This is a genomic window from Paenibacillus sp. (assembly GCF_035645235.1).
In the GTDB taxonomy this organism is placed as follows: Bacteria; Bacillota; Bacilli; order Paenibacillales; family YIM-B00363; genus Paenibacillus_AE.
The window spans coordinates 1-13,219 of the sequence record NZ_DASQMZ010000136.1; the positions used below are offsets into that span (position 1 = coordinate 1).

Sequence of the window (13,219 nt, forward strand, 5' to 3'; positions counted from 1 at the left end):
GAGATTTTTTTATATTCAACCAGAGAGATACGAGTAATTTGTTACATATTTAGGATAATATCCTAACAAACTTTCATGTGAGGTTTGGTGCAAGCGTAGTGCAAAATTTGCTCTTTTCGCCGTGAAATGCTCAAATTTTGAGCTAACCACGGCGTTTGCGGATGCGGACGTGCGAGCTACCGAGGAACGGCAAAGTTTGTCGGGAGCGGCGGTGGGCGGAAGTGGCGGGGAGCGGGCAGCGGGCGGTGGGTTATGATCAAAATTTGCTCTTTTCGTCGGGTTATGCGCAGAATTTGCTCTTTTCGTCGTGAAATGCGCAAAATTTGCGCTTACCAAGGCGCTTGCGGTTTGCGGACGTGCGAGCTACCGAGGAACAGCAAAGTTGTCGGGCGGATTTAGCGGTGCGTAGGCGGCGGGCGGTGGGTTATGAGCAAAGAGTCCCGTCCCCGCAAAACAAAACCGCCGGACGACGAATCGTCCGGCGGCGCGTTGCGTGCTTTATGTTTAAGATACCGAACCTCCAAGCTTTGACATTTCGAATTCCACGAGCCGCGTCAGCGCGTCCTCGTACCCTCCGGGGATCCGGTATTTCTTCACGTAATCCTTTACGAATTTTCGGGGGTTGGCAGGCCTATAGATTCGTACCAGTTCTCTCACACTGTCCTTTACTTCATTACTTCCTTTTGCAGCCATAAGCTTGCTCCTCTCCGTAACGAAATCTGGGTCATTCGGTTAAGGTAGGTCAGGCAGTAATGCATCTCTAAATCTATAATACAATATTCAGATAATTATGTCCCTTAAATTTATTTCGCGCGCTTAAAAATGGGCATGCTTAAGGTAAAAGCACCAAGGAGCAGCATATGGACGCCCCGAGAAACAAATTTGCGGCCTCCCCGCCCCGCTTCGACCCCCGGTCCGGGGATCGAACATGGGGAGCCTCCTCCCCCGAGGAGACCGGCATGGACCCGGCGCCGCTCCTATGCGCCGACGAAATCATTCGCGCCCGGTATCCGAAGCTGCGGTGCTTTCTCGTCGCGAAGGACGCCCGCCTCGTCTTCGAGCGTTATTACGGCGGCGCGGACGCGGCGACGGCGCATGATCTTCGCTCCGCGACGAAGAGCGTGACGGCGGCGGTCGCCGCGTGCGCGGGGTTGTTTGGCGGCGGCGGTTCGAGCGGGCTCGAAACGGATCAGGTCGGGCTGGACGCGGATGATCTCAGCAGGGACGTTCCGGACGGGGGCCGGAGCGGGCCCGGTACAAGCGACTGCCGCAATCGGCGGACGAAGGCGCCGACGCTCGGCGAGCTGTTCGCCGACCGGCTGCCGCGGGCCGCCTCCGACGCCCTTCGCGAGACGACGACGCTGCAGCTGCTCGCGATGACGTCCGGGCTGCATTGGCAAACCGGGCAACGGCTCGGCGAACGGTTCGTGCCGCGGCTGCACCGTTCGCGCGATTGGGTACGGTTCGCGCTGCGGCTGCCGGTCGACCCGCAGACGCGCGGCAAGTTCGTATACCGCAGCGTCGATTCGCATTTGCTCTCGGCCGCGGTCGCCGTCCGCACCGGACGCCCGGCCGCCGAGCTCGCGCAGGAAGCGCTCTTCGGCCCGCTCGGCATCGCGCCGCCGCACTGGGAGGCCGATCCGCAAGGCGTCACGGCCGGCCACGTCGGCCTGGCGCTGACCGGCCGCGACCTCGCCAAGCTCGGCTGGCTGCACGCGGCCGGCGGCCTGTGGGAGGGGCGGCGCCTGCTCCCCGCCGCATACGTGCGCCTCGCCCTGACGCCGAACGGCGACGGCCTGCCCGCCTTCGGCTGCTACGGCGGCCATTGGTGGATCGCCCGAGCGGGCGCGGGCGAGACGGTGCGCTGCGCCCTCGGCCACGGCGGGCAGCTCGTCTTCGTCTCGCCCGAGCGGCGGCTCGTCGCCGTCTTCGCCGCGGACCCGAAGGTCAGCCGCTGGAAGCACCCGATCGCGTTGTACGAACAGTACGTGCTTGCGGCCGACGGTCCGCCGCCCCCGCCGTAAGCCGGGGAGCGGCGAAACCGCAGGTCGTGTGCATTTCCGCGCCATCCGGGTTACAATAAGCATCGGACCCCTGGGAGTCCTTCCCTAAGGAGATGAGACCGGACGTGACGTCGGATCGAAGGAAAATATTGATACTATACGCCAGCTACGGCGACGGGCATATTCAAGTATCCCGCGCGCTTAAGGAACGTTTCGACGCCGCGGGGAAGTACGAGACGGTCCTCGTCGATCTGTTCGCGGAGGCGTACCCGAAACTCAACGAGCTGACCAAATACATATATATCAAGAGCTACACGCTGTTTCCAAGACTCTATGGGTGGTCGTACTACAGCACCCGGGAGATGAGCAACGACACGTGGTTTTCCGCATGGTTCCACAGCTGGGGCATGCGGAAGCTGAAGGACGTGCTGAAGCGCGAGCGGCCCGTAGCCGTCGTCAATACGTTCCCGATGCTCGCCATGCCCGAGCTGCGCCGCAAAACCGGCGTCGCCGTGCCGATCTTCAACGTGCTGACCGATTACGTGCTGCATTGGCGGTGGATTCATCCGCTGATCGACCGGTATTACGTCGCTACGGACGATTTGAAGGACGCGATGGCCGCGGCGGGCGTGCCGGAGCACCGGATTCGGGCTACCGGCATTCCGCTGAAGAGCAGCTTCGCGCGCGTGGAGCGGACCGAGGCGCTGTACGCGAAATACGGCCTCTCGCCGTCCAAGCGAACCGTGCTGCTGATGGCCGGATCGTACGGCGTGCTCCAAGGGCTGCGGGACGTCTGCGACGCCCTGGCGAAGCTGAACGACGTGCAAATCCTCGTCGTCTGCGGCAAGAACGAGACGCTCTTCGCGTCGATGCGGGAAATCGAGTGCGCCGACATCAAGGTGTTCGGCTTCATGCAGCAGATGCACGAGCTCATGTCGCTCGCGGACACGATGGTGACGAAGCCCGGCGGCATTACGCTGACCGAGTCGATTCAATGCGAGCTGCCGGTCATCTTATTCCGCCCCGTGCCCGGACAGGAACGGGACAACGCGGAATACCTCGCTTCGCGCGAAGCCGCGATCATCGCTTACGACGACACGCAGGTAACGGAGTCGATCCGTTCGCTGCTCGAGTCGCCCGAACGCCGCGATCGGGCGGTGCGGGCCATGGCGGCGCTGAAGAAGCCCCAATCGGCGGACACCGTCGTCAATGACATTCAAGAGGCACTGGACGCTTTCCACGCGGAATCCGTCGTAACGGCCGAACGAAGGAGAATGACGAGTGAGCGCATTTCGTAGCTTTACGATTCCGTTGCCGCTCCTGCGGCTCGCTTTGATTTTCTTCCTGATCGAGTTCGTGCGCGGCGCCATCTTGATCAGTTACATCCCGAAATACGCGGTCGACGAGCTGTACTTGACGGTGACGACCGTCGGCTTCGCCGTCACGATGCATTACGTCGCCGACACGGTCGCGAAGCTCGGCATGGGCTACCTGCTCGACCGGTTCCCGCTGCAATGGATTTTGCAAGCCTGCTTCGCGCTGTCCGTCGTCGGTTTGCTGGCGCTGCAATATGCGACGCAAGCGTGGCTGCTCGTCGTCGGCTCGATACTGTTCGGCGTCGGGGCGTCCCCGATTTGGATCGTCGGCATGAGCAGCGTGTCCGAGCAGGAACGCGGCAAGCAGATGGGCGCATTGTACATGGCTTGGATGATGGGGCTCGGCCTCGGACCCGTCCTGTTGAACTTCTTCCTCGACTGGTTCCGCTACGAGATCTCCTTCCTCGTGCTGCTCGGCATGACGGGACTCGCCTGGGCGGCGTCCTGGTTCGTCAAAGGCGGGGAGGCCGTGCTGCATCCGCCGCCCTTCCGGGAGCAGGTCGCCGGTCTCGTCCATCATATGAAAGCGGTGAAGCCGCTGCTGCCCGGGATGATTTTACAGACGCTGGGCGCCAGCATGCTGCTGCCGATCTTGCCGACGTTCGCGGAAGAAAATTTGCTGCTGACGAATACGCAGTACTCCTTCTTCCTGCTTACCGGCGGTGGCTTCGCGGTGCTCGCGCTCGTACCGATGGGCCGGCTGAGCGACAAGCTCGGCAAGAAATGGTTTCTGATCGGGGGCTTTCTCAGCTTTGCGTTCGGCCTGTATACGATCACGACGGTCGAGACGCTGTGGGTATGCCTCTTCTGGGCGATCGTCCTCGGCGTGTCTTACGCGGCGGTGCTTCCCGCCTGGAACGCCCTGCTCGCGCAGTTCGTGCCGCCGCAGCAGAAAGGGGTTGGCTGGGGCATCTTCTCCACCGTGGAAGGCGTCGGCGTCATGCTCGGTCCCGTCATCGGCGGCATTATCGCGGACGCGTACGGGCTGAGCGTGCCGTTCTTCGTCAGCGCGGCGCTTTTCCTGTTCATCGGCCTGTTTTACGTGTGGTTCCCGTTCCGATTGTTTAAATAGCTTGTTGTTTCGAAAAGGAAGCAGCCACCGCCCCGCGCCCGGGCGGTCCGGCTGTTTTTTTGCGCATAAATTAGAAAATCCTTCCACATAATATGCATATATTCCCAGAGAGACAGAGAGGGGTTGCGCTTATGCATCTCGCCACGGCCGGCGTCGTCCTTTACGCCTTGTGGAAGTGGGCGGACTTATCGCGTTGGCGGCGGTACCACGCGAGCATGCTTTATTTCTCCGTATGCAACCTTCTATATTTATATTTATGCCAAGACTACCCGCTATGGTCGCTGATCGAAGACGGCTCCGTGCCGCACCATGCCTGGACCGCGGCGTTATATAACTTTTTCATCTACCCTTCTTGCGTCCTCCTGTTTCTATCCCGCGCCCCGCGTCGCCGAACGGCGGCCCTGTGGCTCCACGTCGGAAAATGGGTCGCGCTGTTCGCCCTCATCGAAGCGTTGTATCTGGAGCTCGGGCTCATGATCCATGACCATGGGTGGTCGTTGGGCTGGTCGGTGCTGTTCGACTGCATCATGTTCCCCATGCTGCTCCTCCACCAACGCCGTCCGCTGCTCGCATATCCGCTGTCCGTCTTGTTCGCCTGCGGCTGGCTGCTGCTGTTCGACGTGCCCGCCCGCTCCCCGTTCCTCTGATGTATTCCGCGGCCCGGTTTGCTACAATGATAAGCATGTGTATGAACGCCGCGAAGGAGGTCGTGAAGCCGTATGGATTCGATCAAGAAAAAGACGGAGGCCGCCGTCGCCGCGCTGGAGGCCCGTTTTCTCGAGCGCGAGGAGCTCGTTCGGCTCGTGCTTCTCGGCGTCATGGCCGGGGAAAACACGCTGCTCGTCGGGCCCCCGGGCACCGCGAAGTCGCAGCTGGCGCGCGCCGTATCCGGCTTGTTCGGCGGGGCCGGATGGTTCGAATATTTGCTCACTCGGTTTACGACGCCGGACGAGGTGTTCGGGCCGGTATCGCTGCGGGAGCTGAAGCAGGACCGGTACGTCCGCCAGACCGAAGGCTATTTGCCGACGGCGCGGTTCGCGTTCCTCGACGAAATATTCAAGTCGGGCAGCGCCATCCTGAACGCCTTGCTTTCGCTGCTCAACGAGCGCGTGTATTATAACGGCCGAGAGAAGGAGCAGGCCCCGCTGCTGAGCCTGATCGCGGCGTCGAACGAGCTGCCCGAGGAAACCGAAGGACTCGCGGCGCTGTACGACCGGTTCCTGATCCGTTACGAGGTCGGGTTCCTCAAGCATATGTCCAGTTACGAGCGCATGTTTACGCTGCCAGCGGAACCGGTCCCCGCCCTCCTCTCGGTGGCGGACGTGGAGTCGGTGCGGGAGCGCGCCGCCCGCGTCGCGCTGCCGGAGCCGATCGTGTTGTTTTTGTTCCAATTGAAAACGGACGCCGACGACCGCGACCTGTCCGTCTCCGACCGGCGCTGGCGCAAAATCGGCGACGCCTGGCGCACGTCGGCGGCGTTGAACGGGCGCGACGAAGTGTCCGTGTGGGATACGATCTTCACCCCGCATATGCTGTGGGACGTTCCGGAGGCGCTGCCGGCCGTCCGGGAATGGTTCGAAAGCCGCTTCGACGCCGCGCTTGCGATCGAATGCGAAGCGGAACTGCCGCTAGCGTCCTACGCGGCGACGTTGGAGCGTTGGACGTCCCGTAAGCCCGAGCTCATGGGTCATCAGTTCCGTAAGGAACTGAAAGCCGCCCCGGCGCAGCGGCCCGAAGCGGCGGACTCGCTGCTGGAGCAGGCCCGGGACGAGCTGCTGACGCAAGGGCAGTCGCTCCGCCGCGCGCTCGTCCGCTTCCATGAGCGCGAGCGCGGCCGCCCCGACGAGCTGCGCAGGTTGAACGTATTGCTGCCGGATCCGGTCGCCGCCGCGGCGAAATACGTCACCGCGCGCATCCGCGGCGAACGGGTGCTGCACGACATGATGGCGCTCTACCGCGCGTTATTCGATGCGGACATGCCGGGCGTCGAATACGACTTCACGTTATGATTCGCCACGCGAACGTCGACCGCTACGTCTTCGATCGGCTGCTCGACGCGGACGCCGACGCCCGGGAACGGCTGCGGACGGCGCGGAAACGGGCGCCTTGGTTTACGACGGAGCTGTTCGCCGACGTCTTCTACTGTTTTTACCTGCCCCATCCGTCGGAGGAGGCGGGAACGGACGCCCCCCCGTTCCACCGCTGGCTCGTGAAGACGATGATGCGGCAATATTTATATGCGCTCATCCGCCCCCGCACGGAAGGCGCCGCGCCGGCGGCGTTCCGGACGGCGCTGAAGGCCGTGCTGTGGCTGACGGCGCAGTATGCCGAGGAGGCGGCGCGGCGCAAGAAGGATCGGCGCGAGATGCCGGCGCTCGCCGAACGGGAGCTGCCCGGCGCGGGCGAGAAGCCGGGCGCGGCCGGCGGCGCGGGCCTCGAGCTCGGAGATGAGGCTTCCAAGGCGGGCCGCAAGAAGGACGAGCGCTCGTCCGCCGCCAAGAGCAAGGAAGCGACGCTGGCGGAGCGGATGAGCGCCGAGCAGCGGGAGCGGCTGCAACGCGTAGGGTACACGCTCGAGGAGGGCGTCGCCGAGGCGGCGAAGCGCCAAGCGGCCGCCGACGCGAAGCCGCTCGCCGCGGCGGAGGTCGCCGCGCTGCGCGCGCGCGTCGCCGAGCTGCGGGAGTCGATGCGCACCGACTTCGTACGGCGCGAGAAGTGGAAGAAGAAGCTCGAGAAGGCCGAGGAGGAGCTCGCGGGGCGGGAGAAGGCGCTCCAGCGGGTCGAGGCGGCGGAGAAGGCGACGTTCGACGCGCTCGACGCGGAGCTCGGGGCGTGGCTCTCCGGCTCGCTGCGGGACACCCTCTCGGAGGAGGAACGCGAGACGAAGGCGCTGGACGAGCTGATCGCGGCAAGCCTGCGCTTCGCGAACCGGCGCTGGGGCAGCGAGCTCGGCAAGCTGCGCCGCCAATCGTACGCGAGGTATTTGGAATGGGTGGAACGGCTGAAGCGCCACCCCGATCTCGTCGAGATGATCCGGGACGTCGGCCGCGGCGTCGAGCGCATCGCCCGGCGGCGCCGGGACCGCCGGTCGCGCGCGGCGCCCGACCGTTACGACGAGCTCGGCCTGTCGGGGGACCTCTCGCATATGCTGCCGAGCGAGGCGAGCCTGCTCGCCGACCCGGAGTACGAATCTTATTTTCTGATGAAGTGGCTGGACGGCAAGCTGATGACCTACAGCGCCCGTTCGCCCTCGAAGGAGCGCGGACAAGGCCCCGTCGTCTGTCTTCTGGACTCCTCCCATTCGATGCGCGGCGCGAAGCAGCGGCTGGCGCAAATTTTCGTCATGACGTTCGCTGCGCTCGCGCTTTCCGAAGGCCGCGACTTCTACTTGCTGCTGTTCGGCGCCAAGGGCGAGCTCGTGGAGCGGCCGCTGTACCACCGCCATCCGGATTGGGCGGCGTTTTATCGGCTGTCGCAGCTCGCCTTCGGCGGCGGCACGCACTTCGACGCGCCGCTTCGCCGCGGCATGCAGCTCGTGCGCGAAGCGCGCGCCTTCGGCGACGCCGACCTCGTCATGGTGACGGACGGCATCGGCGCCGTCTCGCCGCCCGTCCGCGAGGAGCTGGCCGCCCTCGGCGCGGCGACGGCGCTGCGGCTGCACACGCTGATCGTCGGCTCCGCCCGCCAGCATAAGATCGCGCCTTACGACATTCTCGGCGTGTCTCACACCGTCCGTTTCGCGGCATCCTGGGACGGCCGGGACGACGCGAGCGAGGCGCTTCTGCTCGACGTGTTCGGCGGTAATGAAAAACGCCCCTCCAGGGAACAGTAAAGCGGAACCGTCGATTTTGCAGAGGAGGGCGTTCCCTTGGCGAACCATAAGCACATGAACCCGATGTCCGGCGACCGCGTCGAGACGCATGCCGTGTATAAAGACCCGTACGGCCGCGAGATCGAGCTGAGAGCGGGCGACACGTTCCCGATGGACCCGCAGCTCGGGGTCGTGGAATATCAGATGGCTGCGCTCGCTTACGAGGAATGGCCGGAGGACGTCCACGGCGACCGCACCGCCGCCGCCGAAGCGCACATCCCGGTCTCGGGCGCGAATCAGGAGAAGGCGGAGCGCGAGCAAGTGCAGGCGCTCAAGCATCGGATGCACGGGGGCAACCGGTAATTTCGAGAAATACACGAAGACGAGCCCGAACCCGGTCGCCGCTGGCGCCGGTTCGGGCTCGTCGTTTTGCTTATCCCTGAGACGTCTCTCCGTTCACATGGCCGATCATACGATCCAATCGGCGCAGCTGCCGGCCGTATTCGTAGATCGCCGAAGCGACGACGACGAGCGACACCGTGCCGTTCCCGTCGGCGTTCGCCTGCGCGATGCTCTCCCGCAGGAGCGACTCCGTCCGTTCGCCGATGCGATCGTACAGCTGGTCGCCGGGCTTCATTTTCCCCTCGTATTTCAGCAGGGCGTACTCGTGGTATCGGATGAGCTCCTCGAGCCGCTCGTCGAACGTCCGGTCAGCGGAGTCGTCCTTGCGCTGCGGGAAATAATGGGTCTCCACGGCGTCCAGCACGAGCTGGCCGATCGTCATCGCCCGCACCATCTGCTTTTGGATGACGAGCTGGCGGCCGGGCTGGGGACGGAATCGCCGCCACTTGCGCCACTCCTCCTCCAGCATGCCGTACCGCTCGCTCGCCTTGCGCACAAGCTCGTTGAGCTTGTCGCGCTGCGCCTTCGCTTCCCGCTCCTTCAATTCGTCCGAGACGGCGGTGCGCAGCAGCAGCGACATCGTATTCAGCGCCTCCCGATACCCGTCCAGGAACTGCTTGCGGTGATTCGGCGGCAGCACGATCGCGTTCACGAGGAAGGCGGCGGCGATGCCGATCAGAATGGCGGAGAAGCGCTCGAGCGCGTACGCCCAGTCCCCGCCCGCCTCGAGCACGACGATCGTCGTCACGAGCGTCAGCGCGACGGTCGATTCCATGCGCAGCGCGAGCGTAATGAGAATGACCGCGATGCACGTCAGGCCGACGACGACCTCGTTGACCGGCACGACGAGGCTGACGCCGAGCGCCAGCAGCGCGCCGAGCGTATTCGTCTGCACCTGCTCGAGCATATGCTGCCACGAACGGTACACCGACGGCTGAATGGCGAAGATGGCGGCCACGCCTGCGATCGTCACGCCCTCCAGCCCGACCATGTCCGCTATATAAAGCGCCAATGCGACCGCGATGCCCGTCTTCACGACGCGGGCGCCGATCGTCACGTTCATGCGTGCGTCCCCCCTATAGTTCCATACCACATCTTACATGATACGGACGGGCGGGCGCAAAGATGTACGTTACTCCTAACGCCGCCCCTTCACCTGCTTTAACGCGGCGACGATGAGGAAGCTGACGATCACGAGCAGCAGCCAAGAGCTGACCTTGCCGACGTGAACGAAGCGCCAGACGTCGGATTGATTCGGGTACTCCCATGCACGGAAGTACGTGGCGACGTTTTCCGCGATCCAGATAAAGAAGCCGATCAGCACGAAGGAGAGGGCGAGCGGCATGCGGTATCGACGGGGGCCGACTTCATACGTCACCCAGGTCCGCCAAAACACGATCAATACGAGAGCCGACAGCCACCAACGGATGTCGATCCAATAGTGGTGCGTGAAAAAATTCAAATAGATCGCGGCGGCGAGCGGGGTGACGACCCAGAGCGGGGGCCAGCCCACTAATTCGACCTTCATGCGCCGCCACGCTTGGCACAGGTAGCTGGCCACGCTGGCATACATAAACCCGCTATAGAGCGGGACGCCGCCGATCTTCGTCCAAGCCTCTTCCGGGTACGACCAGGATCCCATCCGCACCTTGAACAGCTCCAGCGCGAGGCCGATCAGGTGGAACACGGTGATTACCTTCAGCTCGTCGCGCGTCTCCAGCCCGGAGCGCAGCATCCATAGCTGCATGGCGAGGCAGATGAGCAGCAGCCAGTCGTACCGGGGCAGCCACGGAAACGGGAATGCCTGCGTCAGCGCGAGCGAGGCGAAGATGACTACGGGGAAGACGCAGGACAGCGCCTGCTGCCAGCCGAAGCGTACGAGCTGTCGCACGGCATGCCGCAATCGCCCTTGCGTTCGCGCAGGCGTCGGCGCTGCCGCGATTCCCCGGCTATACCGTGGATTCATGCCCTTGTTCCTGCGCGTCTCCGTCGCCGGTATACTCCAACAGATCGCCCGGTTGGCATTCCAACGCCTTGCAAATCGCCTCCAACGTCGATAACCGAATCGCCTTCGCTCTCCCGTTCTTCAATATGGAGAGATTCGCCATCGTAATTCCGATGCGTTCCGACAACTCGGTCACGCTCATTTTCCGCTTGGCCAGCATTACGTCGATATGAACAATAATCGCCATGGGTTTCACCTCAGACCGTTAAGTCGTTCTCGGATTTTATGTCGATCGCTTCCTTCAAAAGCTTCTGGAGCACCGCCGCGAACACGCCGACCACCGCGGAAGCGAAAATCAGGATCATGCCGACGAAAATCACTCCCGGGGCGTCGTCTCTTTCGGCCAAAAGATAAAACAGCGGCAGCCCGATCGCGTACAAGCCGCTGATGGCGAACGCGCAGGTTTTGATGCTCTTCAAGGCGTTAACGGACAAATCCGAAAACGCTTGGTTGCGATCGATGTAGCTTAGCAGCTTGAACGCTTGATAAAGCGCAAAATAAAACGGAACCGCCGTCGCGTAAAACAGAAGGTACACGAGGTATTGCAACCAAGCCGCCTCCGGATACAACTCGGCCATAAAATTCGCGATCCCCGGCACTAGGAAAATGCACAATGCAAGCACCGGCACCCCGATCAGCACCACCGCCGCCTTCAGAAAGAGAGTCGTTCCCCGCTCCATAAAAGTCCCCTCGCTTATTCGTTGATTTTCAACATGACTTTACCACCATATTTATCGTTTTGCAATAAAAATATTCTGTTTAGGGATGTATTTTTGTTGTTTCTATATATACACCTGCTTGGGAGTCGCTACGACTGCGTCCGGAAAGAGGAATGGCTGCCGGTTTCCCGACAGCCATTCCCTAATTACGCTTTGCTCTCCGGTAAGCATAGTCAAATAAGATTCCGAGGCATACGAGGCCAACGATTTCCCCTGCCACGTTCCAAGGGAAGGCCGTCCGATATACAAGCCCAAATGCAACCTCGTGCTGCAGGTAGTCCACGGATTCGTATTGCGCTGCGATGTCCGGCACGTAATGCATGGTCAAATAAATGCCTTGCAGTACCTGGACCAACGTACGGGTGAAGCGAAATAGAGCAACGTGCATAGCAATCCGAACCCCAGTGCTCGGAACCATGACATCCTCTTCATGGACTCACCCCCAAAAACTGGTCCCCTATTCTATTTAAATGTATGGAACGGATTTCCGCTCGTCAACCAAACGGCGAAAAAGAACCCGAGCAAGCGCCCGGGCTCCCTGCTTCTATCTTTGGTTTGCGTGCGGCGTAAGATCACCCTCGCGCCCGAATCGGCGACAGCGGCTTCGCGTTGCCGTACGTCGGCGCCGCGCCGCGGGAGGCGCCGCACCAGCGGACGGCGTTCGCGATAACGCGCTGCACGCCCGGGTGGAAGTACGTCGGATACGTCTCGTGCCCCGGTCGGAAATAAAACACCCGTCCCGCGCCGCGACGGTAGACGCAGCCGCTGCGGAACACCTCGCCGCCCTCGAACCAGCTGACGAACACGAGGTCGTCCGGCGGCGGCACGTCGAAGTGCTCGCCGTACATCTCCTCCCGCTCTAGCTCGATATATTCGCCGATGCCCGCAGCGATCGGGTGCGACGGGTCGACGACCCAAAGCCGCTCCGTCTCGTCCGCTTCCCGCCACTTGAGCGCGCACGACGTGCCCATGAGCTTCTTGAAAATTTTCGAATAGTGGCCGGAATGAAGCACGATCAGTCCCATGCCGGAAAGCACGCGCGCCTGCACCTTCTCGACGATCGTATCGTTCACTTCGTCGTGGGCCAGATGCCCCCACCAAATCAGCACGTCCGTCCGCTCGAGCACGTCGTCCGTCAGCCCATGCTCCGGCTCGTCGAGCGTCGCCGTTCGGACCTCGTGTCCATAAAGCGTCCGAAGCGGTCCGGCGATCGCTTCATGAATGCCTTCCGGGTAGACGGCGGCCGCCGCCGGATTCGTACGCTCGTGCCGAAACTCGTTCCATACCGTAACGCGAAGTTCCGCGCCGCCGCTCATAGGGTCGCCTCCGGTGCCGCGGCAGCCCGACCGGCCCGCTCGGTCCGCGTCTCCGCGCGCTCCGCCTCCACGTCTTCGAGCGCGACGAAGCGCCCCGTCTCCGACGAGCGAACGACCGCCTCCAGCGCGAGCTGGTTCCGGTAGCCGTCGATGAGCGTCGGCTTCGCCTCGTCCGCGCCGCCGCGCGCGAAATCCGCGAAGTCGGCCATCTGCGCCAGCTTATAGCGCTCCGGCACCCGCAGCTCCTCGCGGGACTTCGCTCCCGTCTCCTCGTCCCGGTGCATCCAGACGAGCGTTTCGCCGAACTCGTAGCCGATGTGGAGCGTCCCCAGATCGCCGTAAATCGCAAGCTCGATCTGGTTGCCGCTGCCGTACGCATTGCGCGACGTCTGGCAGACGGCCGGCACGCCGTTCTCCAGCAGCAGCGTGAACGCCGCGAAGTCGTCGATGTCGACCGTCGCCGTTCCCGAGCCGTCCGCGAGCGGCCGTTCCGCGATCAGGTTGCGCAGCACGCC

Annotated in this window: 15 protein-coding genes; 7 read left to right on the plus strand and 8 right to left on the minus strand. The window is 62.9% G+C overall.

Features of this window, described 5'->3' with window-relative positions:
- Positions 1-504 precede the first annotated feature (504 nt).
- The gene (locus VEZ38_RS13420) at positions 505-693 is read right to left on the minus strand and encodes a hypothetical protein (RefSeq protein WP_324894190.1); all 189 of its coding nucleotides are present in this window, start codon (positions 691-693) and stop codon (positions 505-507) included.
- 266 nt (positions 694-959) lie between these two features.
- On the opposite strand from VEZ38_RS13420, the gene VEZ38_RS13425 reads away from it, so the two are divergent.
- From VEZ38_RS13425 to VEZ38_RS13455, 7 genes are all read left to right on the plus strand, one after another.
- Positions 960-2,024, plus strand: a complete 1,065-nt coding sequence (locus tag VEZ38_RS13425; protein WP_324894191.1) for a serine hydrolase — start codon at positions 960-962, stop codon at positions 2,022-2,024.
- A 92-nt stretch (positions 2,025-2,116) separates the two neighbouring features.
- Positions 2,117-3,301 carry an MGDG synthase family glycosyltransferase gene (locus tag VEZ38_RS13430; RefSeq protein WP_324894192.1) on the plus strand — a complete coding sequence of 395 codons (1,185 nt, stop codon included), beginning with the start codon at positions 2,117-2,119 and terminating at the stop codon, positions 3,299-3,301.
- Positions 3,285-4,451: an MFS transporter gene (locus tag VEZ38_RS13435; RefSeq protein WP_324894193.1), complete on the plus strand. Its 1,167-nt coding sequence runs from the start codon at positions 3,285-3,287 to the stop codon at positions 4,449-4,451. The genes VEZ38_RS13430 and VEZ38_RS13435 overlap by 17 nt, the downstream gene beginning before the upstream one ends.
- Positions 4,452-4,582: 131 nt before the next feature.
- Positions 4,583-5,098, plus strand: a complete 516-nt coding sequence (locus VEZ38_RS13440) for a CBO0543 family protein (protein ID WP_324894194.1) — start codon at positions 4,583-4,585, stop codon at positions 5,096-5,098.
- 72 nt (positions 5,099-5,170) lie between these two features.
- The gene (locus VEZ38_RS13445; RefSeq protein ID WP_324894196.1) at positions 5,171-6,460 is read left to right on the plus strand and encodes an AAA family ATPase; all 1,290 of its coding nucleotides are present in this window, start codon (positions 5,171-5,173) and stop codon (positions 6,458-6,460) included.
- A complete protein-coding gene (locus VEZ38_RS13450) occupies positions 6,457-8,283 on the plus strand; it encodes a hypothetical protein (RefSeq protein WP_324894198.1) in 1,827 nt (608 codons plus the stop codon). Before VEZ38_RS13445 ends, VEZ38_RS13450 begins: the two co-directional genes overlap by 4 nt.
- Before the next feature lie 36 nt (positions 8,284-8,319).
- The gene (locus tag VEZ38_RS13455; protein WP_324894199.1) at positions 8,320-8,625 is read left to right on the plus strand and encodes a hypothetical protein; all 306 of its coding nucleotides are present in this window, start codon (positions 8,320-8,322) and stop codon (positions 8,623-8,625) included.
- 70 nt (positions 8,626-8,695) lie between these two features.
- Here VEZ38_RS13455 and VEZ38_RS13460 read toward each other — a convergent pair whose 3' ends face one another.
- The 7 genes from VEZ38_RS13460 to VEZ38_RS13490 form a co-directional block, all read right to left on the minus strand.
- On the minus strand, positions 8,696-9,727 hold the full coding sequence (locus tag VEZ38_RS13460; RefSeq protein ID WP_324894201.1) for an FUSC family protein: 1,032 nt from the start codon (positions 9,725-9,727) through the stop codon (positions 8,696-8,698).
- A gap of 75 nt (positions 9,728-9,802) precedes the next feature.
- A complete protein-coding gene (locus VEZ38_RS13465; RefSeq protein WP_324894203.1) occupies positions 9,803-10,630 on the minus strand; it encodes a DUF817 domain-containing protein in 828 nt (275 codons plus the stop codon).
- Positions 10,614-10,856 carry a helix-turn-helix transcriptional regulator gene (locus VEZ38_RS13470; RefSeq protein WP_324894205.1) on the minus strand — a complete coding sequence of 81 codons (243 nt, stop codon included), beginning with the start codon at positions 10,854-10,856 and terminating at the stop codon, positions 10,614-10,616. Before VEZ38_RS13470 ends, VEZ38_RS13465 begins: the two co-directional genes overlap by 17 nt.
- Before the next feature lie 10 nt (positions 10,857-10,866).
- The gene (locus VEZ38_RS13475) at positions 10,867-11,349 is read right to left on the minus strand and encodes a DUF2975 domain-containing protein (protein WP_324894207.1); all 483 of its coding nucleotides are present in this window, start codon (positions 11,347-11,349) and stop codon (positions 10,867-10,869) included.
- A 181-nt stretch (positions 11,350-11,530) separates the two neighbouring features.
- Positions 11,531-11,806 (minus strand): hypothetical protein, encoded by a 276-nt coding sequence (locus VEZ38_RS13480; RefSeq protein ID WP_324894209.1) that lies wholly within the window; start codon positions 11,804-11,806, stop codon positions 11,531-11,533.
- Positions 11,807-11,960: 154 nt separating this feature from the next.
- Positions 11,961-12,704 carry a ThuA domain-containing protein gene (locus VEZ38_RS13485; RefSeq protein ID WP_324894211.1) on the minus strand — a complete coding sequence of 248 codons (744 nt, stop codon included), beginning with the start codon at positions 12,702-12,704 and terminating at the stop codon, positions 11,961-11,963.
- A partial coding sequence (locus VEZ38_RS13490; RefSeq protein WP_324894213.1) for a Gfo/Idh/MocA family oxidoreductase occupies positions 12,701-13,219 on the minus strand: 519 nt, incomplete at its 5' end. The genes VEZ38_RS13485 and VEZ38_RS13490, both read right to left, overlap by 4 nt.